Source organism: uncultured Cohaesibacter sp., from assembly GCF_963556055.3.
In the GTDB taxonomy this organism is placed as follows: Bacteria; Pseudomonadota; Alphaproteobacteria; order Rhizobiales; family Cohaesibacteraceae; genus Cohaesibacter.
Map to the genome: position 1 here is coordinate 165,515 of NZ_CAUVYE020000013.1, position 22,959 is coordinate 188,473.

A 22,959-nucleotide genomic window follows, 5' to 3' on the forward strand; every position below is an offset into this window, starting at 1 on the left:
ATGCAGCAAGTCCAGAGCATCATCGACCAAGAGATGCAAATCCGTTACGACCTCACCAAGCGTCTGGCCCGAGAGGCCGGTGCATTGGCGCTCGAAAAGCTCCAAGAGCTAAAGAGCGGTGCGATAGAGATCGAATCCAAAGGCATATCCGATTTTGTCACCAAGGCTGACAGGGAAGTCGAATGCTTTATTCGCGACACAATCGCGGCGGAATTTCCAGACGACGGTCTCTTGGGCGAGGAATATGCGGCCACCGATAGCCAGAACAGCATCGTCTGGGTCATTGATCCCATTGATGGTACGGCCAACTTCATTCGAGATCTGGACAATTGGGGTGTTTCCATCGCTTGTGTGCGCGATGGCTGTTGCGAGATCGGGGCCATTTATGACCCGAACAAGGACTTTCTGTTTCATGCCGTTAAGGGCGGTGGCGCCTTCAAGGAAACCACGCCGCTACATCACGGCCACAAAACAAACACCCCCCCCAACCCCGTCATGGCGCTTGGCCATTCTCGCCGCTTGCCACTTTCGCTATATCTCAACACCATCCAGTATCTTTTCGACGAGAGGATTGAACACCGGCGCGCCGGATCTGCCGCCATTGCCTTGTCGCAAGCCGCTGAGGGCAAAGTGGATGGCTATTTCGAGGGGAACCTCAACGCCTGGGACTGTATGGCGGGTCTTTTGATCAATAAGGAAGCGGGCAATATCATCCAGTGTGGCGATGACATTCAGCGAAATCTGAGCAATGGCGCAGTACTGGTTGGCAATCCCTATCTGCTCCCCCAACTGGAAGCGCTCGAACGGATCTGCCGATCAGAACTGGCCCAATAGGACCACGGCAGATCCTTGGCAACAGACAGAGCCGCTAACTGAAGATCTCCCGTTCCCGCTCAACGAGCCCGTAAACGAAATCGGAAACAGCCTTGATGCGGCCCAGTTGCCTCGTGCTCTCGTGATAGACTGCCCAATAGGCCCGTTTGATCCGATATTCGGGCAGGATCTCGATGAAATCGTCATCTTCCCGCGCGATGAAACTATGCAGAATGCCAATGCCCAGACCAGCCCGAACCGCTTCGGTTTGCCCCAAGGCACTGGCACATTCAAACTGCGAATGATGCACGCCCATCATCTCGCTGCCATAGTCAAGCGAGGGAGAGTAGATCAGGTCCTCAACAAAACCGATGAGGCGATGCTTCGCCAGCTCTTCACGCTTTTCGGGAATGCCATGCTGTTCCGCATAGTCCCTCGACATGTAGAAGCCCAGAGCATAATCCACAAGCTTACGCACCACCAGGCGCCCCTGGGTGGGCCGATCGACAGTGATCACGATATCCGCCTCTCTGCGATCAAGCGAAAAGCTCCGCGGCACCGGCACCAATTGAACCTTCAGGGCTGGAAACTGGTCCAGGAGCGGTGAGAGTCTTGGGGCCAGAAACGCCACCCCGAAGCCATCCGGAGCCCCGATGCGAACCTCGCCAGAGACTTCAATATCGGTCTCGCCAATCGTCGCTCTGGCATTCAGCATCTCGGTTTCCATGCGCTCGGCGGCAAGAAGAAAGGCTTCGCCCTCTGCTGTCAGCTCACATCCAGTGGTACGCCTCTCCAGCAGTTTGGTCTGAAGTGCTGTTTCGAGTGCAGACAGCCGTCGCGCCACCGTCGCATGATTGACCCCGAGCCGCCGCGCCGCCTGCAAGATCTGACCGGCACGAGCTACCGCTAGAAATACCCTGACATCATCCCAATTCATGCCTATTCCGCCTTTACCACATATTTATTGACTTTAATATTCGCACAACAGATGAGAAATATCGACCATTGATATGCAAATTTTATCGACACAAAATGTCGGACAGAAACCGATAATTTTCATGATGGGAGGATTCCATGCCCCAAGAGATAGGCCACTTCATCAATGGCGAACTGGTTCCCGGCACGTCTGGCCGCTTTTCAGACGTCTTCAATCCGGCAACCGGCGAAGTTCAGGCAAAAGTCGCACTGGCAACCAAGGCAGAACTGAATGCCGCAGTTGAAGCGGCAGCAAAGGCGCAAGTGGCCTGGGCCGCCGTCAATCCGCAGCGTCGCGCCCGTGTCCTGATGAAATTCGTCGCCCTGCTCAACAGAGACATGGACAAGCTGGCCGCTGCTCTTTCCGCAGAGCATGGCAAAACCTTTCCCGACGCCAAAGGCGATGTGCAGCGCGGTCTGGAAGTGGCTGAATTTTGCATCGGAGCCCCGCATCTGTTAAAGGGCGACTTCACCGATGGCGCAGGCCCGGGCATCGACATGTATTCCATGCGCCAACCGCTTGGCGTCGTCGCAGGCATCACGCCGTTCAACTTCCCGGCAATGATTCCAATGTGGAAATTCGCACCGGCCATTGCCTGCGGCAATGCGATGATCCTCAAGCCCTCCGAACGCGACCCATCCGTACCATTGATGCTGGCGCAGTTGATGACGGAAGCCGGCCTTCCCGATGGTGTGCTGCAAGTGATCAATGGCGACAAGGAAAGCGTCGATGCCATTCTGGACAATGAGACCATTCAGGCAGTCGGCTTTGTCGGCTCCACCCCGATTGCGGAATACATCTATTCCCGCTCCACAGCCAATGGCAAACGTTGCCAATGCTTCGGCGGTGCGAAAAACCATATGATCATCATGCCGGACGCCGACATGAACCAGGCCGCGGACGCTCTCATTGGTGCAGGTTATGGAGCTGCCGGTGAGCGCTGCATGGCGGTATCGGTTGCCGTTCCGGTTGGAGAGGAAACCGCCAATCGACTGGTTGAAGCGCTTGTACCGCGCATCGAAAAACTCAAGGTCGGCCCTTACACCGCAGGAGATGATGTCGACTTCGGTCCGGTTGTCACCGCCGCTGCCAAACAGAATATCCTTCGCCTTGTTGAAACCGGCATCGAGCAAGGTGCCGAACTGGTCATCGATGGCCGAGACTTTGAATTGCAGGGCTATGAAAACGGCTTCTTTGTCGGTCCGCATCTGTTCGACAAGGTCACCCGTGACATGGACATCTATAAAACCGAAATTTTCGGCCCTGTCCTGTCGGTCGTCCGCGCCAAATCATACGAAGAGGCACTTGGCCTCGCCATGGATCACGAATATGGCAACGGCACTGCCATTTTCACCCGTGATGGAGATACCGCACGCGATTTTGCCAACCGCATCAATATCGGCATGGTCGGGATCAATGTTCCGATCCCCGTTCCCCTTGCCTATCACACATTTGGCGGCTGGAAAAAATCGGCATTTGGCGATCTGAACCAGCATGGACCAGACGCCTTCCGCTTCTATACGCGGACGAAAACCGTCACGGCCCGTTGGCCTTCGGGCATCAAGGAAGGTGGCGAATTCGCCATGCCGATCATGGAATAGTCAAGCCCCTTTACCTAAGAGGCCATAGGCATTATACCGAATTGCAATGACAACCGTCGCCGGAGCCTCTGGCGGCGGTTTCGTCCTATCCCGGGCGATGAGACAGATAGCAGTTTCGAAGCGCCATTGTCCCGTTTCCCACTTAGCGGCCCCAACAGTCCGAGCAATTGGCAATGTCCCAGACCTTCGAACCCGACATCCTCATCATTGGTGGAGCGCACATTGATCGCATCGGGCGCTCAACCGCTCGCCTCGAACCGGGTCAGTCCAACCCCGGCACCCTCAAGCGCAATGTGGGCGGGGTGGCTGGCAACATCGCCCAATGCCTCGCCCGGCTCGACTGGAACGTTACTCTTTCATCCATCTGTGGCCGGGACGCTGATGCAGATCTGATCCAGAGTGAGCTGACCAAGGCCGGAATCGACCTTGCTTTTCTGGTCACAGAAGGCAGCAAGCCAAGCGCAAGCTACACCGCTATCGAAGACAGGGACGGCTCGCTCATCGCAGGCATTGCCGACATGTCGATCTATGACAGCTATCCCCCTGAAAAGCTTGCCGATTGCCTCTCTGGCCTTTCAGAGCCGACAATCATCGTAGCAGACACCAACCTGCCGGTTTCCGTCCTCGATGCCTTGGCAGACAAAAAGGGAAATCACTTTCTGGCAGTTTCCGCCGTCTCGGGTCCGAAAGCTAACCGGGCAGCGGAAATTCTTGAGAAAGTGGACCTGCTCTTCTGCAACGAAGCCGAGGCAGCTATTCTGGCGCAGGAATTTGCAGAACTGGATGCCCTGCCAGAAATACTGATGGAAATCGGCGTAAAAGCGGGCATCATCACCAAGGGAGGTGCTGGCCTGTCGGCATGGCAAGACAAGGAATTTTTCTCCCGCCCCGCTCCTCCGGTGAAAGTCCGCTCCACCAATGGCGCTGGCGATGCCCTCGCAGCCTCAATGCTGCATGCCCTCTTGTTGCAAACCCCTTTTGACAAGGCACTGGACTATGGCATGGCCGGAGCGAGCCTTGCCTTGATGAGCGAACAAACCGTCCCGGACATGCTGAACAGAAGCATGCTGGAAGCCTGCATCGCGGACATTCCGACCTGACGTAAGGAAAGAAGACACCATGACCGAAAAATCGAGCAACGTGCCAATCATTTTCAGCGCGGAAGTCACAAGCGCCCGTGAAAATGGAACGCCTATCGTTGCGCTGGAATCGACCATCATCACCCACGGCATGCCCTATCCGGAGAATGTATCGACCGCGCTCGAAGTGGAAGAGATCATCCGCGCCGAAGGGGCCTGCCCCGCAACCATCGCAGTGCTTGACGGCGTCATCAATGTGGGCCTTGAAAGGAAACAGATCGAGGATCTCGCCCAGCGCGACGACATTCTCAAGCTTTCCCGCGCAGACCTTGCTTATGCACTGATTTCAGGTAAAAGCGGCTCGACGACGGTGGCCGCCACCATGATCTGCGCAGCGCAGGCTGGCATCGCAACCTTTGCCACGGGTGGCATTGGCGGCGTGCATCGGGGTGCAGAAGTCAGCTTCGATATTTCTGCCGATCTACAGGAATTGGCCAAAACGCCGGTCATGGTCGTCTCTGCCGGTGTCAAGGCGCTGCTCGATATTCCAAAGACGCTGGAGCTTCTGGAAACCCTCGGCGTTCCGGTCGTCGGCTTTCAAACTGATGCATTTCCCGCCTTCTGGTCCCGCGAGAGTGGCGAAGCCTGTCCTTTGCGTCTGGACCAACCGCAAGAGATTGCCGCCCTTTACCAAATGCGTCAGTCGCTTGGACTTGAAGGCGGCATGATCATTGCCAATCCGGTGCCACAGGCGGACGAAATTCCACGCAATGAAATGGAAACCGATATTCTGGAAGCCATCGCAGAGGCCAACCGCCACCATGTGGTAGGCAAGGAAGTAACGCCTTTTGTGCTCTCCCGCATCAAGGACCTGACCAATGGTGAAAGCCTTGTCACCAACATCGCATTGGTCAAGAACAATGCGCGACTGGCAGCAAAAATCGCAAAGGCCTTATAGGAAGGCTTTATAATGAGTTGCGCCATTGGATGACTGATCGTCAATAGAAAAACAGCCTGCCAAACGATTTTTGGCAGGCTGTTTTTTTGCGATCTCATACAAGTCAGCCTGGGCTAGTCGTCAAGCATTTCCTTGATTTTGGTCGCCAGTTGCTTAAGCGAGAAGGGCTTGGGCAGGAAGCCGAATTCCTCATTGTCGGGCAGATTTTTCCGGAAGGCCTCTTCCGCATAGCCCGACATGAAAATGACCCGCAATTCCGGTCTCTTCTTGCGCAGCTCTCCGAGCATGGTGGGGCCATCCATTTCCGGCATCACGACATCAGAGACGACCAGATCGACGGGCTCATCAATCTCGTCAATCAGTTCAAGCGCTTCAGAACCGGACTCGGCTTCATAAACCTTGTAGCCGCGGGAAGCCAACGCCCGCGCGGCAAAGGCTCGCACGGCCTCTTCATCCTCGACAAGAAGGATTGTGGCCGTACCAGTGTAATCGGTGACTGCGGTTTGAGTTGATGCGGCTGTTTCAGAAGCAACGGCGACATCATCTTCGCTTCCTTCGCTGCCAAGGCTCTCGACCAGCTCGGCAACCTTGTCTTCCTTGACATGGCGCGGCAGGAAAATGCGGAAGGTCGTTCCCTCTCCCAACTCGCTCTCGAGGAAAATGAAGCCACCTGTCTGTTTGACAATGCCGTAAACCGTCGAAAGACCGAGGCCGGTTCCCTTGCCCACATCCTTGGTTGAAAAGAAGGGCTCGAAAATCTTGTCACGAATATCGGCAGGAATACCGGTTCCGCTATCGACCACTTCAAGCAGCACATATTCGGCCACATCAAGCTGCTTGTATGGCATCTCCCGCGATTCTTCTTCCGACAGGTTTCGGGTCTGGATCGTCAGATGTCCCCCATCCGGCATGGCATCGCGAGCATTCACAGCCAGATTGACAATAACCTGCTCAAGCTGGTTAAGGTCAGCCTTGACCGGCCAGAGATCCCGGCCATGCACCAGCTCCAGATCAACCTTCTCACCAAGCAAACGATCGAGCAGGATCGACAGGTCCGCCAAGACGTCACCAAGTTCCAGCACTTGAGGTCGCAGGGTCTGACGACGAGAGAAAGCCAACAACTGCCGGACGAGCGAAGCTGCCCGGTTGGCGTTCTGCTTGATATTCATGATATCCTGAAAAGCCGGATCGCTTGGGCGATGACTGGTCAACAACAGGTCCGAGAAGCCGATGATTGCCGTCAGCACATTGTTGAAATCATGAGCAACCCCACCGGCCAACTGGCCGACCGCCTGCATTTTCTGGCTTTGCGTAAACTGGACTTCCAGTGCGCGCTGCTCGGTCGTCTCCAATGCATAGACAATAATCTGCTCATCATCCCCTTCGCTATCTTCGACACCGGAAGGGAAGAAACGCACGGTTCTGGTGGCATCTTCTGCAAGTTCGCATTCAACGGGCAGAATATTGCTTTTCCCCTTGAGAGCCTGCTCGATGGCAGCGGCCAATGCCTCGCGTTGTTTTTCGGAAACCAGATTGAGAATTGTAGGCGCAGGTGCCTCACTGTCCTCGCCCGGTGTTCCAGGAACGATCGAGGCGAACATGCGGGCAAATGGCGCGTTGGTCCGCAAAACATGCCCTTCGCCGGTGAGCGCAGCAATTGCAATCGGCGTATTGTTGAAGAAGCGGGCAAAGCGCACCTCTGCCACCCGCAGTTCCTCTGAAATATCCTCACCCGGACTGCGATTGATAACGATCGTGCGCGAGGCCCCCGGCGTTCCGTCAGACGCCATCGGAACACGATGCATCAGGCGGACAGGAAGCCCCTGCCCATTCTGCTTGACCAGATCGAGATCGATCATTTCGGTCTTGGGCATGCTCGGAACGCTATTGGCCGCAGACAGCAAAGCGGTTCCATCGCCAGACACCAGTTCGCTGAGATTGAGTTGACGCGGTTCAAACTGTGCCAGATCATAGCCCAACCAGTCTGCGAGCGTCGCATTCATGTAGATCACGCGCCCATCAGGCTCGGCCGAGAAGAAGCCTGCCGGAGCGTGATCGAGATAATTGATCGCCAGTTGCAGTTCCTGAAAGATGTTTTCCTGCCGCTCTCGATCCCGCGTGATGTCGGAGACTTGCCAGACAGACAGGGTGTCGTGCTTGCCGCTTGCCGCAGTCTGCTTCAGAGGCCGAACACGAATGCGGAACCAGCGTGCCTGCTGTTCCGTTTCCTCGCCTACCTGTCCGTTTGGAGCTTTGAAAAGCCTGAATTCTTCCAACGCCGGACGCCCCGAGCGGACCGCTTCGGACAGTCTGTAGATCGCCTCTGCCGCATCGGGCTCACCACCGAAACTGCGTTCGATGGAGCGGATCGCCTTGGCACTGTCTGCCCCGGTCAGCCGTGCATACTCGCTGTTGGCATAAACAATACGTTCCCTGGCATCACAGACAACAATGCCATCTCTCATGCTATCCACAAATTGCCGCGTCAAATGCGGGGCAGGTGCACGATTGCCGAACTGAAGCAAACCGACGCTGAGGCCAAGCAAGGCCAAAATGCCAACACCGGCCAGAAGGCTAAGAAAGACCAGTTGCAACTGGCCCCACAAGGCACCTTTGAAAAAGACCAGAGCCACAGCGATGCCGACCAGAAAAACAGCAGACAAAAGCAGCCATTTCACGCTGCCCGAGCGTTCTGCGTAATCAATCATGGCCGGCTCGAGTTCGTCCTGACTCAACGGCTTTTTCATTCATCTACCCCTGCTTCGCCGAGCGGCTTCATTGCCAAGAATCGACATTACCCAAATTGCCTCAAAACTCTAGTTTCGGCTAGACCAACTTGACCGATTTTTTAGTTTCATGATGTAGCTGATTACCTCTGCCACAGCTTTGTAGTGTTCTTCAGGAATTTCACCGTCGATTTCCACCGTGGCATAAAGAGCACGGGTCAATGGCGGGTTCTCCACGATCGGCACGTCATGTTCGCGCGCGACTTCGCGAATCCTCATTGCCGTATCATCGACGCCCTTGGCCAGACAAACCGGCGCACGCATGCTGTTTGAATCATATTTCAAGGCCACCGAATAGTGGGTCGGGTTGGTCAGCACGACCGAGGCTTCAGGCACCGCGGCCATCATGCGTTTGCGACTGCGCTCCATTCGGATCTGGCGCAATTTGGCCTTGATGTGCGGATCACCTTCCTGTTGCTTGAACTCTTCCTTGATTTCACGCAGGGACATTTTCTGTTTTTCATACCAACGGTTCCGCTGGTAAAGAAAATCCATACCGGCAATCAGGGCCATGACCAGAATGACACCGATAACCAGCTTCAGCGCCAGCCCCTGAATGAAGGGCAACAGCTCAATCGGCTCAAGACCGATCACCACATCCAGTTTGTCCCTCTCTGGATAGAGAATGATCCAGAAGAGCGAGGCAACAACCCCGAGCTTGATCAACCCTTTCACAAAATTGACAAGACTCTCTTTTGAAAACAGACGCTTGAAGCCACTGGCAGGTGAGACCTTGGACAATTTGGGCTGAATGGGTTCTGACGTGAAAACGAACTTGTGCTGAACCAGATTGCCGGCAATCGCCACGACCAGAAGTGCCAACATCGGCAAGATCAGGACACCGAGCATGGCATAACCGACCTTGCCCCACAATTGCCCAAGCAAGGAGCCGTTCAGATGCAGCTGATAGGAGTGTTCGAGAAACCCCCGAAGATTGAAAGCAGTTCCCTTGGCGACATATCCCCCAAGCACAGCAACAACGAGACCGGTTCCCAGCATCGAGAACCAGGCGGTCACTTCCTGGCTTTTGGCCACATCGCCTCTTTTTATCGCGTCATCGAGACGCTTTTGCGTGGGCTCTTCCGACTTTTCAGCATCATCATTTTCTTCGGCCATGACGGTCTCCTAAACCTGTCCATCACTATGCGCCTTGGGTTTAGCGTATAATGAACCTGCCAATTACAGCTTCGATATGTCCCATATACCAACTCATCATGGTGATCAGCATTATCATGAACAGCATGAGACCGACCAGAATGTTAGCCGGCATTGCCAGAAAAAAGACCTGCAATTGCGGCATGAGACGCGAAAGAATACCAAGGGCAAAATAGAAGATCAGCCCATAGGCGATAAAGGGAGAGGCAAGCTTCATCCCGATGATGAAGGCCTGTGTCAGTGTTTCGGTCGCAAATTGCGCGATGTCGGCAACGGGCAAGGGCTGATTGACCGGGAACAGCTGATAGCTGTCATACATTGCAGCAATCATCAGATAGTGAAGATTGGTAATGAAAATCATCGCCACCGCCAGCATGCTCAGAAAGGTGCCAATCTGAACCGTCTGCTGCCCGCTGGTCGGATCCGACCCCATGGCAAAGCTCAGCCCGAGCTGAAAGGCAATCGTCGTAGCCGCGATCTGCAAGGCCGCCATGATCAGTTTGACGGTAAGCCCGATCAAAACCGCAATCGCCATCTCCTTGCCCATCGCAAAGAGAATGGCCGGGAAATTCTGAGGCACGACGCCATAATTGCTCGAAACCAGCGGATAAAGAACAAGGCTGGTCATCAGCGCCAGAATCAACCTTATGCGCGTTGAAATCGATTGCTCGGAAAAGGCAGGCAACAGCATGAACAGCGTGCCAATGCGCGCAAAGATGAGAATGAATATATAGGCTGTCTGAGGAAGGAAAGTGATGAGCATGTGCGTTCAGTCCCTGCCAGGGTCAATAACGACATTTGTCGTTTCAACCCGATATGGCACGCTCCATCAACATTCTCATATATCCGCTCAGAGTCGCACCAAGAAACGGCATGGTCAGCAGGATCGTCACGAAAATCGCGATGATCTTGGGGACGAAAACAAGGGTCATTTCCTGAATCTGGGTCAAGGCCTGAAACAGCGCGATGACGACACCAATGATGAGCCCCACCAGCATGATGGGGGCTGCAATTTTAATCAGCACCCAGACACCTTCCCTTGCGATGTCGAGGACTTCCGGACCAGTCATCTCAAATCTCCTTCAGAGACAAAATTCCAATGCAAAAACCGGCCCGATTGATCAGAGAAGCGAAAAATCAGATTGGCATCTGCATGATTGACTCATAGGCAGATATCACCCGGTCCCTGACAGAAACCATCGTTTCCAGAGCCACCTCGGTTTCAGCAACAGCCGTTACCACATCGACAACATCAGCCTTGCCCTGAACCATGTCGGTTGCGGTATCTTCAGCGATCTTGCCTTTGTCGAGAACACCGGTTACGCCGTCCTTGACCATGGCACCGAAGTCGGGCTTGGCGTCGGCTGCCTTTTGAAGCGTTTGATCCGATTGTGTCTGATTCGTGAGCCTTTGGGCTAGACTATAAGCGTTTGCCGCACTCAAAGAAGTATTGATCATAATGTCGCTCGCCTGCCGCATAATCGGCGCTTGATAGGTTACGTTCTACTGATACAAGGATCAGACTTTCAGAATTTCCAGCGTTTTGGAGACCATGGACCGAGTGGCCGTAATCACGTTGAGGTTTGCCTGATAGCTTCGTTGCGCCTGTTGAAGGTCTGTAATTTCCGTCAAGTTGTTCACATTGGGCAACTTCACATAGCCTTTGTCGTCTGCCGCCGGGTTTCCCGGATCATATTGAACGCGGAATTCCGACTTGTCGGGAAGCACGCGCCCCATCTCGACCAGATTGGCCTCCACCTCCTGGTCAAAACGCGACCGAAAAGACGGGATTTGTCTCCGATAAGGATCTCCGCCCGGCTCACGCGCGGTGGAATCAGCATTCGCAATATTCTCTGAAATCACGCGCATACGACCACTTTGCGCATGAAGGCCAGAGGCTGCAATCATGATTGATTTCAAAAAATCCATCTTGTTCCCTTCCCTCGCTCTCGAGCTTGACGAGCCAGTTTCCTATCAGACGCGACCATTCGGGCGAAAAGGCCTAGCCCTTGCCCGCCGCGGTTCGGATCATACCCAGCCCTTTGGAGTAGAGACTGGCCACAGCCTGATAATCCATCTGGTTCGCGGTCACTTTCATCATCTGCTCTTCAAGGCTCACATTGTTCCCTTCAGGCGTAACCTCGAACCCGTCAGACTTCTGCTCCCAGTCCATTCCATTGGGGAAAATCGCCCTTCCCTTCAAATGTTGCGAACTGGTCAGCCGTGTTTCCAGACCAGGTGTTTGCCTGCGATCAACCATCGTGTCGACATCAAAAGCCTTGAGATCCTTGGCGTCATAATTCGGACTGTCGGCATTGGCCACATTCTCGGCCAGCACTTTTTGTCTTGCCTGATGCCAATGCATCTTCGAGCGCAGCATCGAAAAGAGTTTCAGATCCGAGATTGCCAATTTCCGGCTCCATGAGGTTTGGAAGCAGCAGACATGATGCGGCAGCAAATCACGCCCTCTTTAGGCAAATTTTGCCTATCAAATGGTTAACAAGATCTTAACAATTTGGATTTGGCTGCAAAAACGGCAGAAACCGGGCTTCTTGAAGAAAATGGCAACAGGCAGGAATTGCATCTTGCACAGAAAAACACAAAAAAATACTTCGAAATCGTTAAGATACTGTGGCAAATTCAGATTCGCATAGGATGCAGTTGCCCGCATCCCTTTTGGACCAATTTGAAAGACTGAAATAGAGAAGATTGGAAAACTCATGTTAAGTGATGAAAGCGGCCTGCTCGTACAATTTCTCCTGGCCCTTGGTGTGGTCTTGATCCTGATCCTTCTTCTCGCCTGGATCATGAAGAAACTGAACGTGGTATCCTCCAGAATTGTCCATCAGGGCGGAGACCCTCGCCTCTCCATCAAGGAAGCCATTGCAGTTGACCACAAGCGCAAACTTGTTCTTGTCAGCCGGGATCATGTCGAACATCTGCTTCTCATCGGCGGCGACAATGATCTGCTTGTCGAACATCACATAATGCCGATGCCTCCACAACAGCAGCCACATGCGAACGCCCCGATCCAGCAGCCGCCAAGAGTTGCTAATCCGGCGCCCGGAGGACACAGACCTCTCGCTCCGCAATCGGGACCGTTGCCACATCGCGAGATGGGCAATACCCAGCAAATGCCCGCAAATGCGGTACGCGCGCCAGCACCCGTCGCTCCAGGTCAGGCCCAGCCAGCTCTGCGAGACGCCGATTTGGCCGCAAAAGTCTCCTCCGCTTCCATTGTAGCGGCAGCAGCGGAAGCGCTTGGCGAGCCCCGGCCAAAAGATCGTGCAACCAACCAGCCCGCACAAAAGGGATCACGCTTTCAACCTCCCCTCAACAATCCGCCAAAGACCACGACCGCTTCCTTCGAGGATACATCTCGCCAACCTATGTCAAAACGAGAAGAAACGGCGGAGGAACCAACAGAGCCACCAATGGCCCCAACCAAACCGGTCGTGTCCTATTCCGGACCTGAGGAAGACAGGACAAAAGCACCAGCGCTGAAAGCTCCCGAAGTGACCCTGTCAGACGCAAATGCGACAGCAGACGCCGCGCCAGCACAAGAAAAAGAGAAAGCGGGCCACACCAATGAAATCCCGATGGAAATGACGGAGAAGCCAACGCAGGAAGAACCAGAAGCAACCCTGGACATCCCTCCTGCCGAGGACGATCCCGAAGCAGAGACGCCAGATGCCTCTACCGAAGAGCACCATCAATTGAGGCCAGAAGCATCATACGATGATGAAATCACTCGCCTTCTGAACGAGCTCTCAAGCGAAATCAAGAAATGAACGACAGCTGTTCCGAAGAAAAATCAAAAAGCGAGCATAGTTGGCTGAAGCGGCATGTTTCAAAGCGCTCAGCCATCTTTTTCGGCGTCCTGCTTGCGACCTTGTCTGCACTTGCCCTGTTCACGACAAGTGGGCCGGCCCTTGCCCAGCAGCTTTCAATCGGCTTTGGAGATGACCTGACCCTGACAGAACGAGCGGTACAGCTGGTTGCCTTGCTGACGGTCCTCTCGCTCGCCCCATCCATTCTGGTCATGGTGACGTCCTTTACGCGGATCATCGTGGTTCTTTCACTGCTGCGCTCCGCCCTTGGTCTTCAAACCTCGCCACCGAACACCGTCATGGTCAGCCTCGCTCTGTTCCTGACGGCCTTCATCATGGCACCGACCTTTGATGAGGCTTATGACACGGGCATAAAGCCGCTCGTGGATGGTGCAATCGAGCTGCCTGAAGCCTTTGACCTTACGGCAAAGCCTTTCCATCTCTTCATGCGTCAGCAGGTGAGAGAAAGCGATCTGGAGCTGTTTCTGGATATGGCAAACCAGCCTGCACCCGCGACACCTGAAGACCTCAGCCTGCGCATTCTGGTGCCGGCATTCATGATCAGCGAATTGCGTCGAGGCTTTGAAATCGGATTTTTGGTCTATTTGCCATTCATCATCATCGATCTGGTCGTTGCCTCCATCCTCATGTCCATGGGCATGATGATGTTGCCGCCGGTCGTCATTTCCCTGCCGTTCAAACTGATCTTTTTCGTTCTCGTCGACGGCTGGAATCTGGTCACTGGCTCGTTGGTCAAGAGCTTCCTGGGCGGATAGGCAGATGCTGATGGTTCAAGCGAGCGCGAAGATGTCAGGCTTGCGGGGTGGTTGTCGCAGGAGCCGCTGACTGCTCACCAGCCGCCGCCGGAGTGGCACCCTCAGGCAAGACCTCATTCTCCGCTCTTGTGCTGCCACTTGTGCCTTTCTGCAAATAGCGGCTCCGATATTCAGTGAGGAAGCGCTCCATCGTGCTGATACCGGCTATTTCCTGAGCAACTGTTTGGAATTCCTGACCATCGCGCTGTTCTACCGGTAGGGTGACAACATCAAAGGCACCAGAGACTTGCGTATCCGACATTTGCTTGGAGAATTTCCGCCGCAAGCGGTCAAGCCCCAAGCGGTCATCGGACAGCGAGTAGGCAATGCCGGCCCTCAGGATATTTGTCTGCTCCTCGGTGTCAAGCGGGCTGGAAACGCTCCAACGGTCCCCAAGCATCTGCTCGATTTGCTCAGCGGCTTCCTGCCAGCGTTTGGCACGCCAAAGGACATCGGCCTTCAGCTGCTCGACGTCATTGCCTTGCAAGGGCTTGACAAGATCAAGCGCCAGATCAACCTTGTTCAACTCAGCAAGAGCCTTGGCCTCAACCAATCTGCGTTGGCGCTCCAGGGACAAGGGCAATTGAGACTGCCGCGTCCGGCGCAGCACATCAAGCGCCATATTGGGTTTCTGATCAAGCAGATAGATAACAGCAAGATCGGCAGCAATCTGGGATCGCGCTGCCCCTTTCAAACGGTTATCCACCTGATGTTTCAACAATTCCTCGGCGCGATCCAGCAAATCCACTTCAACCAGCTTGTCGGCCAGACGCCGCACCATCTCGTCACCCCGTCGGCCAACCGGTGTCAGCTCGCGGAAATCGTAATAAAGCGAAAGGGCCTTGATGGCAGAAAGCTCATCGACCTTGCCGTCGAGGAACAAAGACGAGAAAACGCCATTCATTTCCTCTTGCAGCACACGGGTCACATCGGAGTTGGCGTTTGACGTCGTCGCAGATTTCAGCGTCTCGAAGGCGTTTCGATATTCGCCCTTGTCGACATAGAGATGAGCCAAAGCGCGCAAACCATTCAATTCGACATCATCCCCGCGCCAGATCATGGTCAGGCCCTCGAGCTGATCGATTGCCTGTGCATCATCAATTTGCTTTTCCTGATGCTTGAGCTTGATTTCCTGCAACCAGGCATCATTTGCAATCGGCAGATAGTCGGTTTCGCGTGACGCCTTGAAGGCTTCAAGAGCCTCTTCAGGCTGATTGCGGGCAACGGCGATTTTGCCACGCAAGAGATTGTAGCGGGCTACCCCTTCAGGGTTCAAATGTGCAGGATTGACCTCGGCAAGCGCGGCCTGAGCGCTGCCAAATTGCTGATCGAGAAGCGAGATCTCAACCCCGTCCAGCAGCATCATGTTTCTGATATAGTCGCTATAATCCTGCGCGACGGTTGCAGCCAGATCAAGCGCATCCTCTGCCTCGCGCCAGCGACCTGAACGAGCGGCGGCCAAACCGCGCCAGACCGAAGCATCGGCATCATTTTCGAACTCGGGATGATCCAGCCTGCGAAACGCAGAATCGGGCCGCCCTGCAAAAAGCTCGGTCGCCGCAAAAAGGGTCCTGAATCCACGACCACGTGCAAATTCGGGGGCGGACGCCTCGATGATCTGCAAATGCCCCAAGGCTTCGTTCGAATATCCATTGGCAAGAAGCAGCTTGGCAAGCGCCATTTCGCTCTGGATTGCCATGAGATCATCAAATTGCGACAGCTTTCTCTCAAGCGCCTGACGTTCACGGGCAAAGGCTACGGGGCTCTTCGCAATCAGGGATTCAAGATTGAGATAGGTCTCACGAACCTTTCCCGTCGCGCTTGAAAGACCGGAAAGATCGGCCTTTCCAACCTTGGCATTGGAGAGCGTCAACCCGCGGCTGGAACTGACATAGACAAAGCCACCATCCCTTGCGACCTGCAAGTCATCGACATTTTCAACCAGCGCAATACCATGCGCAGAAACCAACGTGGAAAAATCGACAAATTCCTGCGTCTTGACAAATCCGCGTGCAGGACCCAGCCCCGTCACCACATGAACATTTTCTCCGGTGCCGGGATCGCGAAGTTTCAGAATACTGCCCGTGCCTTCAAACTTCACCCGCATGGCTGATCTGCCGCCACTGATTTTCGTGCGCGCCATGTGCAGAGGCTTGGTCGGCTCGACAACCATGTCTCCGATGGTCATCAACCAGCCATAACCTTCGGGTGAAAATGTCACCAGCCGGGCATTCTTCAGGGGAATCCTCAAGACGGCCGTATTGCCAGACCGCCAGACTTCAAGGTCATCTGCAATCGCAGCCAGTTGAGGCCGCACCGCAGACACATCAAGTCCCAGACTGGTATCGAAAATAGCCCAGATCACACCGCTTTTCTTGAAAACGGCTGAAGCGGTCGGGTCCTTGAAAGGAAAATACAAGCGCACGGAACGTCCGAACGCCTTGGCTTCAACAGGGAGCATTTGCGCAGTCAAATCCTGACCGTATCCGACCATCTGCTCCGCATTGCCTTGCGTCGCGCCATTCCCTTCAAGAGTTTGCGGGTTGCCTTGAGCAATCTGCTGCGCATCTGTCTGGCCAGGCTGAACTGTCTGGCCGGGTTGAACAGCTTGTACGGCCTGATCGTTTCCACCCATTTGCAGTTGTTGCGGCCTCACCGTTTGCGCGTCAACACCGGTTGGGGCAACAGGTGCAGAACCTTGATCTCCGAGCTGCTCTCCATTCCCGATTGGCATGATCTGATCGGTTGTCACCTGGCTTGCGCCACCACCATTTCCATTGATCTGCGAAGGAGGAACAGTTGACGGCTGCAATACCTGCCCCCCGACGGGAGCCCCGTTCTGTTGAACCAGATCCTTTTGCTGATTTGGCAAAAGTGGCTCGGTAACCTGCGCATTGGTAAACAGCTCCGAGCCCGCAGGTTCGCCATTGGGGCCGGGACCAAGGACCAGTGACTCGCCACCACCGACCATCAGATCTCCCGAATTTGAGCCACTACCAGATGTCCGCGGATCGAGATTGACGCCATTGGCGATCAGAACCCCTGTGTCACCCTCTCTTGAAACGGCGCGCGTTATATTGTCCTGCGCGTCCTTGACCTCGAACAATCGCTTATCACCGGTAATATCGACAATATAGGAATTGTCCTCACGGAAAGCGCGAACGTCAGATGTCGGATCCACCGTAATGGTGAAGTTCGTCCCGCCATTTTCGTTGGATGAGATTATGTCATTGACCAATGGAGGCAGGTCTGCGCGCAAAGCCGATAAATCGACATCGGTTTTGTGATTAAAGAAAACCCTGACATCGCTCCCCTGCCGCTCGAAAGTGGAATCAAAGGAAATGTTCCAGATAAAAGCGATGCGGGTAAAGGTGGGATGATCCCCCACCCGGATATCAAGGACCGGGCGAACCCGTGAACTCTGCTTGGACTGCTCCAAGGACCGCGCCAGCCGCAAGGCTTCTTCCGCCCGCTTGGCAAGCTCCCGCACCACATCGGCAGGGAGAGAGGGCGGCAGCCCGGACCAGCTTGTTGGCAAGAGATCGACATAGAGGCGCTCGCCCGCTTCCATGGTGTTGATGCGGATATCGGGCTTGAGCGCGATACGCAATCCTTTTCCATCGGGATCAAGGCGAGCAATGATGATCGCGTCAGGCAGAATACGCGGCAATGAGGTAACGGATTCCGCTTTGACCGGCTCGTCAAAACGGATCACGAAAATGCTGTTTTCCTGCTTGATCGAATATCCGGGAAGAAGGTTTCGTCCGACAAAATTCAGGACGATGCGGCCATATCCTTCCTCTTGAGTCACAGCAATCTGCAATTCGCCCGTTTCGTCAGCATTGTCGGCCCCTGCGCCCACCGCCTGTTGGGCAAGCGCGCCAACGACACCAAGATGAAAGAAAAACAAACCAGCAACAACGAACAGCACGGACAAAACCGCAGAAGGCGCAAACAAGGAATGCGCCATATCCGTCAGTTTCTGCCATGTTAGCCCATGCCGTAGAGCTGGTTGCGACATTGAAGATCTCCGAACCCCGAAATACCCCTGTCAACCGACTGCATGGATTGACAAACTCATAGGGCTCCCACCAAACTAATTGAAAATGCTTTCTCGCGGATTACCAAAGTCAGCAAATTTCTAATCCTATCGATCACGAGGCCTCAGTTTCCGATCTGCGGCAAGGCCTCCATCGACATCGATTCCACCTCTTGTTCCAGCGAACGGCCCTTGGCGATAGCCGCACTGAGCGCACTTGCCTTATCCGGATCCATCGCCCCCATGATCGCCGCCATCTTGCGCGACTTCATGGTTCTGACAACATCCAGAAGAATGTCCTGATCGAGCATTTCGAAAATCTGCGCGGCCTGCGATGCTTTCATGGATTCATACATAGCCACCAGCCTCGCGACATCCTCACTCTGCTGTTCCTTGCGTTTCTTGGTTGCAAGTTCGATTGATTGCTCAAGGGACTTCAATTCGTCCACCCGTTGCTGAAGCCTCTTTTCGGCGGCTTTCAGCAAAGCTTCTCTCATCTCGAGACTCTTGGCTCTCTCATCAAGCTCCTCGCGACGCTTGGCAAGACGTTCGAGAATTGCAAGTTCGGATCTCGAACTCTTGGCAGGATCAATAAGCATGCCCTCGACCAGAGACGGTGGCTCATCGCCGGCAGGAAGCGCAGCGTCCTGTGCCCCTGCCGCAGCCTCGGCCCCACCCTCTGCACCTTGTTCAGGCGCTGTAGTCTGGGCTTCCTGAGCCAAAACGGGAGTCGTCGACCCTGCAATCATGTCACCATTCGCAACCAGATGAACGACTTTCACAAAAAGCAATCCGGTTACCGCAATCAGGAGAGTGGGAAGAAGACGAACCTGGGTCATGCAGCAGCACCCCTCTTCTGCCTGATTGCCATCAGTCGTTCTGACGTCGCAGCAGCAACATCCTTAAGTCGACGTGGGCTTTCTACGGTTTCCACCAACGGAGCTCCGCTCCTTCTGTCGACCGGTTCATATCGTTGTTGTGCGCCATAGCCGACACCAACCTGATCATACAGAGGATCCTGTTCCATGGCCGCACGGGCAGCAACCCGACGGGCTGCACCGGCGTCGCGCACCGCATCCGAGATTTTCACGAGCCGACCGACGACACCTTCCCCCTGAGAAACATAATATTGCAACTCCGACGAGAGGCGTTCGGCTTCCATAAGGCGGTGTGCCAAATTCTTGTCGCAATCACCAGCGGTTGCCTTGAGACCCAGAATGGCCCTTTCCGCAATTTCGGTCGCAGTAATCAGCTCTGCAATTGTTGCCCGAAGAGCCTCTTCGTCATTGCGAAGACGCTTCAGTCGACGGTTCAAGGTCATACAATAGCCGATCGTCAAAACGAGCAAAAAAGCGACAAGCAATTCAATCATCATTCCAGCAGACATTACTCACCCTTTCCAGATCCGCCCTGAGCGGCTTTCTCAAACGCGGCCAAAGTCGTTTTTGGCTTGGCCAGTTTATCGGACACTTGAACAGAAATATTGCCGTTATGCTGCCCCATCACCCCATTTGTCAGATAAATGCCACCGCATTTGAGATTGACAGGATCTCCGGGGCCGGTCTCCAGCATGAGAGTCTGCCCAACATCAAGTTTCATCACTTCATTGAGTGACATTTTCTTTTCAAACAGCAAAGCATCTATCTGAATATCGGAATGAAAGACTTCCGTTGCCAGATGTCCTTCCCAGATCGGATCCCGACCGAACTTCTCGCCCATGAACATTTGCAGCAGCAAATCACGGATCGGTTCGATCGTCGCATAGGGAAGCAACATCTCAATCTTGCCGCCCCTGTCTTCCATATCAATGCGCAATTCAACCAAGATGGCCGCGTTGGCAGGACGAGAAATGGCAGCAAAGCGGGGGTTTGTCTCAATCCGCTCGAGCTCGAATTTAACCGGGGAAAGAGGCGCAAACGCCAATTCCGCATCTTCCAGAACGATCTCGATCATCTGACGAACCAGATTGAGCTCGATCGTGGTATAGGGGCGCCCCTCAACACGAATCGCCGACGTGCCCCGACCACCGCCAAGCAACACATCAATGATCGAATAAATCAGGCTGGAATCAACCGTTATCAGCCCAAGGTTATCCCACTCCCTGGCCTTGAAAACAGTAAGAATGGCTGGCAGCGGAATGGAGTTCAGATAGTCGCCAAACCGGATGGAGGTAATGGAATCGAGCGAGACTTCCACATTGTCCGACGTGAAATTGCGCAAACTGGTTGTCGTCATCCTGACCAGTCGGTCAAAGACAATTTCCAGCATCGGCAAACGTTCATAGGAAACGATTGCGGAATCGATAAGGGCCCGCACACCGCTACGCTCACTGGCGAACCCGTCATCAAGACTGAAGCCCAGAAGGTTGTCGATTTCTTCCTGATTCAAGACACGGTCGGCACCACGCGAGGCGCTGTCATCCCCGTCCATAGGCTCATCGATCATGGCCGCCCACTGCGCAGCCATCTCATCGGCACTGCCAGCACCCTGCTCTTCAAGAGCGGCGCCCCAGTCGGCCATCAGGTCTACACTGTCATCGTCGTCGTCGTCAGCCATAACAAACCCTATTGAATAAGGATTTCCTTAAACAGGATATCATTCACCTTGACCGGATAAATTGCATCATTGATGCGTTTGAGAAGTTCCCTTTTCAACCTGAAAAGCCCTGCCGACCCTTCAAGATCACTTGTCCTCAACTCACGCAAATAAACCTGAAACGCATCGAGAACCCGAGGCATGAAAGGCTCGATTTTACGTGACTGTTCCTCACTCAGCAATTCCAGAGACACCTTCAGGCGAAGATATTGCGCCCTGCCGTTGTTGGAATTCAGATTCACCGTCATTTCGGGCAAATCGAAGAAATAGGCTTTGCTTTCAGGTTCGGCATTCGGATCATTTTCCGGCGCAACCACGTCTTCCGAAGAAGAAAACAGGAAAAAATAGGCTCCAGCACCGCCGCCACCCAACAAGATCAGGGCCAATGCGATGATTATGATCAGCTTTTTCTTGCCACCGGACGAACCTTCGCCGCCTTCTTCATCAATGTCGACTTCTTCGGACATGCCGGACCCGATCTTTGATAACGATTCATCAATCTTGGTTAATGACTCTTATTAATTACGTCAGAAAAGGTTAACAAATCCTTTCCAAACGTTAACGACTTCAAGCGCGGCAACTTTTTCCCACTCGGCAATTTTGCCCCTGAATCCCTTGCCCTCCAGCGGCCGCAAGCGAAGCAAATTCATTGAAATATATAAAGAATTTCAAATGGCACGCATCATGCTTAATGAACTGTGAACGCATTACGCTGGGGAGCAACGATGCGCATCAATTGGGAGCAAAGTGGTTAACAGTTATGGAGAACTCACAACTTATAGGCCTGACGCGGCAGATGGCACTGCGGCGCAAGATGGATGTTATTGCCAACAACTTGGCTAACATCAACACATCGGGCTACAAGTCTGACAATCTTCTGTTCAAAGAGTTCATTATGCCGGTCGCCAAGATGAATGACTTTCGTTATTCGGACCGGAAATTGTCTTACGTTCAGGACGATATCATCGCAAAGGAATTCAAGCCCGGTGGAATCATTGAAACCGGCAACCCTGTCAATGCGGCCATCAACGACACATCGTCCTTCTTCGTGATCGACAGCCCGAACGGCGAACGCTATACGCGCAACGGCCAGTTTGAGATCAACAGCCAGGGCCAGTTGGTAACGACCGAAGGCTATGCCGTCCAGGGCATGGACGGCCCACTCAATTTCACCCTTGAAGACACAGGCATTCACATTTCTCGCGACGGCCTGATCACATCTGATCGTGGAGAAATCGGACGGCTGAAAGTGGTCACCTTTGACAATCTGGGAGCGCTGAAGAAAGAGGGCAACTCCCTATTTATCGGCGACAACCCCATTCCTGTCGACGATGCCGACATTCTCGGCGGGCGCATTGAACAATCCAATGTTTCGGGCGTCGTGGAAATTTCCCGCATGATCGAAGTGAGCAGAGCATACGAATCCTTGGCCAATGCACTCAAGGCAACCAACGATTTGCGAACCAACGCAATCGATACCCTGGGCAAGCTCCAGGCATGATGTCGGTTAGGAAAGGAGATCGAACATGAGAGCACTCCATATCGCAGCCACCGGCATGTTGGCCCAGGAACGAAACGTTGAGGTAACCTCGAACAACATCGCCAACATGCGCACGACAGGTTTCAAGAAGCAACGGGCCCAGTTCCAGGACCTGCTTTATCAAGACCTGCGCCGTGTCGGATCGAATACATCAACCTCGGGAACCCAGGTGCCCGTTGGCGTTCAGATCGGTTCCGGCGTCCGTCTCGCTGCAACGACAAGGATCATGTCGCAAGGCGAGCTTGAAGGCACAGACAAGGAACTGGATGTTGCCATCAACGGTGAAGGCTATTTTCAGATCACCCTCCCCGATGGACGAACGGCCTACACTCGGGACGGATCATTCGAGCTTGACAGTGCCGGCCAGCTTGTTACCGCAGACGGTTATATTGTGCAGCCTGGCATCACCTTCCCCGACGACACCAGCGACATCACCGTCAGCAGTGATGGTGAAGTTCAGGTGACGATTGGAGACGAGACCACCACGACCACCCTTGGACAATTCACGCTTGCCCGCTTCGTGAACAAAGCCGGATTGGAGCCGATGGGGGAGAACCTGTTCCTTGAAACTCCATCGAGCGGCGCGCCACAAGTGGCCGTTCCCAATGATGAAGGGTACGGGTCTCTGTTGCAGGGATATCTCGAAGCAGCAAATGTCAATTCGGTCACCGAGATTTCTGATCTGATCGCCGCACAGCGAGCCTACGAGATGAATTCCCGCGTTATTCAGGCAGCCGACGACATGTTGTCCGCAACATCACAGCTAACCTAG

At 54.1% G+C, this 22,959-nt stretch carries 21 protein-coding genes; 8 read left to right on the forward strand and 13 right to left on the reverse strand.

From position 1 onward, the window contains the following. The gene (locus ACHZB8_RS09505; protein ID WP_316860023.1) at positions 1-834 is read left to right on the forward strand and encodes an inositol monophosphatase; all 834 of its coding nucleotides are present in this window, start codon (positions 1-3) and stop codon (positions 832-834) included. Positions 835-868: 34 nt separating this feature from the next. Here ACHZB8_RS09505 and ACHZB8_RS09510 read toward each other — a convergent pair whose 3' ends face one another. Beyond that, positions 869-1,750 carry a LysR family transcriptional regulator gene (locus ACHZB8_RS09510; RefSeq protein ID WP_316860024.1) on the reverse strand — a complete coding sequence of 294 codons (882 nt, stop codon included), beginning with the start codon at positions 1,748-1,750 and terminating at the stop codon, positions 869-871. A 137-nt stretch (positions 1,751-1,887) separates the two neighbouring features. Here ACHZB8_RS09510 and ACHZB8_RS09515 point away from each other — a divergent pair, with 137 nt between their 5' ends. The 3 genes from ACHZB8_RS09515 to ACHZB8_RS09525 all read left to right on the forward strand — a co-directional run bounded on the left by ACHZB8_RS09515 (position 1,888) and on the right by ACHZB8_RS09525 (position 5,427). Further along, positions 1,888-3,390, forward strand: a complete 1,503-nt coding sequence (locus ACHZB8_RS09515; RefSeq protein WP_316860025.1) for a CoA-acylating methylmalonate-semialdehyde dehydrogenase — start codon at positions 1,888-1,890, stop codon at positions 3,388-3,390. Between the two features lie 173 nt (positions 3,391-3,563). After that, positions 3,564-4,490 carry a carbohydrate kinase family protein gene (locus ACHZB8_RS09520; RefSeq protein WP_316860026.1) on the forward strand — a complete coding sequence of 309 codons (927 nt, stop codon included), beginning with the start codon at positions 3,564-3,566 and terminating at the stop codon, positions 4,488-4,490. A 19-nt stretch (positions 4,491-4,509) separates the two neighbouring features. Beyond that, positions 4,510-5,427: a pseudouridine-5'-phosphate glycosidase gene (locus ACHZB8_RS09525; protein ID WP_316860027.1), complete on the forward strand. Its 918-nt coding sequence runs from the start codon at positions 4,510-4,512 to the stop codon at positions 5,425-5,427. A 113-nt stretch (positions 5,428-5,540) separates the two neighbouring features. Here the strand turns inward: ACHZB8_RS09525 and cckA are convergent, their stop codons facing one another. From cckA to flgB, 7 genes are all read right to left on the reverse strand, one after another. Then, positions 5,541-8,174, reverse strand: coding sequence for a cell cycle histidine kinase CckA (gene cckA, locus ACHZB8_RS09530; protein WP_316860028.1), 2,634 nt, complete (start codon positions 8,172-8,174; stop codon positions 5,541-5,543). A 69-nt stretch (positions 8,175-8,243) separates the two neighbouring features. Next, the gene (gene flhB, locus ACHZB8_RS09535; protein WP_316860029.1) at positions 8,244-9,329 is read right to left on the reverse strand and encodes a flagellar biosynthesis protein FlhB; all 1,086 of its coding nucleotides are present in this window, start codon (positions 9,327-9,329) and stop codon (positions 8,244-8,246) included. Between the two features lie 40 nt (positions 9,330-9,369). After that, positions 9,370-10,131, reverse strand: a complete 762-nt coding sequence (fliR, locus tag ACHZB8_RS09540) for a flagellar biosynthetic protein FliR (protein ID WP_316860030.1) — start codon at positions 10,129-10,131, stop codon at positions 9,370-9,372. 43 nt (positions 10,132-10,174) lie between these two features. After that, the gene (gene fliQ / locus ACHZB8_RS09545) at positions 10,175-10,438 is read right to left on the reverse strand and encodes a flagellar biosynthesis protein FliQ (RefSeq protein ID WP_316860031.1); all 264 of its coding nucleotides are present in this window, start codon (positions 10,436-10,438) and stop codon (positions 10,175-10,177) included. Between the two features lie 67 nt (positions 10,439-10,505). After that, positions 10,506-10,826 (reverse strand): flagellar hook-basal body complex protein FliE, encoded by a 321-nt coding sequence (locus tag ACHZB8_RS09550; protein ID WP_316860032.1) that lies wholly within the window; start codon positions 10,824-10,826, stop codon positions 10,506-10,508. 60 nt (positions 10,827-10,886) lie between these two features. Then, positions 10,887-11,297 carry a flagellar basal body rod protein FlgC gene (gene flgC, locus ACHZB8_RS09555; RefSeq protein WP_316860033.1) on the reverse strand — a complete coding sequence of 137 codons (411 nt, stop codon included), beginning with the start codon at positions 11,295-11,297 and terminating at the stop codon, positions 10,887-10,889. 73 nt (positions 11,298-11,370) lie between these two features. After that, positions 11,371-11,778 carry a flagellar basal body rod protein FlgB gene (gene flgB / locus ACHZB8_RS09560; protein ID WP_316860034.1) on the reverse strand — a complete coding sequence of 136 codons (408 nt, stop codon included), beginning with the start codon at positions 11,776-11,778 and terminating at the stop codon, positions 11,371-11,373. 310 nt (positions 11,779-12,088) lie between these two features. On the opposite strand from flgB, the gene ACHZB8_RS09565 reads away from it, so the two are divergent. Together ACHZB8_RS09565 and fliP are read left to right on the forward strand one after the other, a co-directional pair. Continuing rightward, complete coding sequence (locus ACHZB8_RS09565; RefSeq protein WP_316860035.1) at positions 12,089-13,159, forward strand: flagellar biosynthetic protein FliO; 1,071 nt, start codon at positions 12,089-12,091, stop codon at positions 13,157-13,159. Further along, positions 13,156-13,974 (forward strand): flagellar type III secretion system pore protein FliP, encoded by an 819-nt coding sequence (fliP, locus tag ACHZB8_RS09570; RefSeq protein ID WP_316860036.1) that lies wholly within the window; start codon positions 13,156-13,158, stop codon positions 13,972-13,974. The genes ACHZB8_RS09565 and fliP overlap by 4 nt, the downstream gene beginning before the upstream one ends. Before the next feature lie 34 nt (positions 13,975-14,008). On the opposite strand, the gene ACHZB8_RS09575 is transcribed toward fliP, so the two are convergent. The 5 genes from ACHZB8_RS09575 to ACHZB8_RS09595 all read right to left on the reverse strand — a co-directional run bounded on the left by ACHZB8_RS09575 (position 14,009) and on the right by ACHZB8_RS09595 (position 21,114). After that, a complete protein-coding gene (locus tag ACHZB8_RS09575; protein ID WP_316860037.1) occupies positions 14,009-18,034 on the reverse strand; it encodes a hypothetical protein in 4,026 nt (1,341 codons plus the stop codon). Positions 18,035-18,177: 143 nt separating this feature from the next. Further along, the gene (locus tag ACHZB8_RS09580) at positions 18,178-18,891 is read right to left on the reverse strand and encodes a magnesium transporter MgtE N-terminal domain-containing protein (protein ID WP_316860038.1); all 714 of its coding nucleotides are present in this window, start codon (positions 18,889-18,891) and stop codon (positions 18,178-18,180) included. After that, complete coding sequence (locus tag ACHZB8_RS09585; protein WP_316860039.1) at positions 18,888-19,439, reverse strand: DUF6468 domain-containing protein; 552 nt, start codon at positions 19,437-19,439, stop codon at positions 18,888-18,890. Before ACHZB8_RS09585 ends, ACHZB8_RS09580 begins: the two co-directional genes overlap by 4 nt. After that, positions 19,439-20,608 (reverse strand): flagellar motor switch protein FliM, encoded by a 1,170-nt coding sequence (gene fliM, locus ACHZB8_RS09590; RefSeq protein ID WP_316860040.1) that lies wholly within the window; start codon positions 20,606-20,608, stop codon positions 19,439-19,441. Before fliM ends, ACHZB8_RS09585 begins: the two co-directional genes overlap by 1 nt. 8 nt (positions 20,609-20,616) lie before the next feature. Further along, positions 20,617-21,114 carry a flagellar basal body-associated FliL family protein gene (locus tag ACHZB8_RS09595; RefSeq protein ID WP_316860041.1) on the reverse strand — a complete coding sequence of 166 codons (498 nt, stop codon included), beginning with the start codon at positions 21,112-21,114 and terminating at the stop codon, positions 20,617-20,619. Positions 21,115-21,407: 293 nt separating this feature from the next. Here ACHZB8_RS09595 and ACHZB8_RS09600 point away from each other — a divergent pair, with 293 nt between their 5' ends. Both ACHZB8_RS09600 and flgG read left to right on the forward strand, forming a co-directional pair. Further along, positions 21,408-22,148, forward strand: coding sequence for a flagellar hook-basal body complex protein (locus ACHZB8_RS09600; protein ID WP_316860042.1), 741 nt, complete (start codon positions 21,408-21,410; stop codon positions 22,146-22,148). Positions 22,149-22,173: 25 nt separating this feature from the next. Continuing rightward, positions 22,174-22,959 carry a flagellar basal-body rod protein FlgG gene (gene flgG, locus ACHZB8_RS09605; protein WP_316860043.1) on the forward strand — a complete coding sequence of 262 codons (786 nt, stop codon included), beginning with the start codon at positions 22,174-22,176 and terminating at the stop codon, positions 22,957-22,959.

What these genes read in the sequence shown, in the direction of transcription:
- ACHZB8_RS09525 (WP_316860027.1), top strand. Translation starts at nt 4,510, where the DNA reads ATGACCGAAAAATCGAGCAACGTGCCAATCATTTTCAGCGCGGAAGTC.
- fliP (WP_316860036.1), top strand. Translation starts at nt 13,156, where the DNA reads ATGAACGACAGCTGTTCCGAAGAAAAATCAAAAAGCGAGCATAGTTGG.
- ACHZB8_RS09585 (WP_316860039.1), bottom strand. Translation starts at nt 19,439, where the DNA reads ATGTCTGCTGGAATGATGATTGAATTGCTTGTCGCTTTTTTGCTCGTT.
- ACHZB8_RS09550 (WP_316860032.1), bottom strand. Translation starts at nt 10,826, where the DNA reads ATGATCAATACTTCTTTGAGTGCGGCAAACGCTTATAGTCTAGCCCAA.
- flgC (WP_316860033.1), bottom strand. Translation starts at nt 11,297, where the DNA reads ATGGATTTTTTGAAATCAATCATGATTGCAGCCTCTGGCCTTCATGCG.
- ACHZB8_RS09595 (WP_316860041.1), bottom strand. Translation starts at nt 21,114, where the DNA reads ATGTCCGAAGAAGTCGACATTGATGAAGAAGGCGGCGAAGGTTCGTCC.
- fliR (WP_316860030.1), bottom strand. Translation starts at nt 10,131, where the DNA reads ATGCTCATCACTTTCCTTCCTCAGACAGCCTATATATTCATTCTCATC.
- fliM (WP_316860040.1), bottom strand. Translation starts at nt 20,608, where the DNA reads ATGGCTGACGACGACGACGATGACAGTGTAGACCTGATGGCCGACTGG.
- ACHZB8_RS09510 (WP_316860024.1), bottom strand. Translation starts at nt 1,750, where the DNA reads ATGAATTGGGATGATGTCAGGGTATTTCTAGCGGTAGCTCGTGCCGGT.
- ACHZB8_RS09515 (WP_316860025.1), top strand. Translation starts at nt 1,888, where the DNA reads ATGCCCCAAGAGATAGGCCACTTCATCAATGGCGAACTGGTTCCCGGC.
- flgG (WP_316860043.1), top strand. Translation starts at nt 22,174, where the DNA reads ATGAGAGCACTCCATATCGCAGCCACCGGCATGTTGGCCCAGGAACGA.
- cckA (WP_316860028.1), bottom strand. Translation starts at nt 8,174, where the DNA reads ATGAAAAAGCCGTTGAGTCAGGACGAACTCGAGCCGGCCATGATTGAT.
- ACHZB8_RS09565 (WP_316860035.1), top strand. Translation starts at nt 12,089, where the DNA reads ATGTTAAGTGATGAAAGCGGCCTGCTCGTACAATTTCTCCTGGCCCTT.
- ACHZB8_RS09575 (WP_316860037.1), bottom strand. Translation starts at nt 18,034, where the DNA reads ATGTCGCAACCAGCTCTACGGCATGGGCTAACATGGCAGAAACTGACG.
- fliQ (WP_316860031.1), bottom strand. Translation starts at nt 10,438, where the DNA reads ATGACTGGTCCGGAAGTCCTCGACATCGCAAGGGAAGGTGTCTGGGTG.
- ACHZB8_RS09520 (WP_316860026.1), top strand. Translation starts at nt 3,564, where the DNA reads ATGTCCCAGACCTTCGAACCCGACATCCTCATCATTGGTGGAGCGCAC.
- flhB (WP_316860029.1), bottom strand. Translation starts at nt 9,329, where the DNA reads ATGGCCGAAGAAAATGATGATGCTGAAAAGTCGGAAGAGCCCACGCAA.
- ACHZB8_RS09580 (WP_316860038.1), bottom strand. Translation starts at nt 18,891, where the DNA reads ATGACCCAGGTTCGTCTTCTTCCCACTCTCCTGATTGCGGTAACCGGA.
- ACHZB8_RS09600 (WP_316860042.1), top strand. Translation starts at nt 21,408, where the DNA reads ATGGAGAACTCACAACTTATAGGCCTGACGCGGCAGATGGCACTGCGG.
- ACHZB8_RS09505 (WP_316860023.1), top strand. Translation starts at nt 1, where the DNA reads ATGCAGCAAGTCCAGAGCATCATCGACCAAGAGATGCAAATCCGTTAC.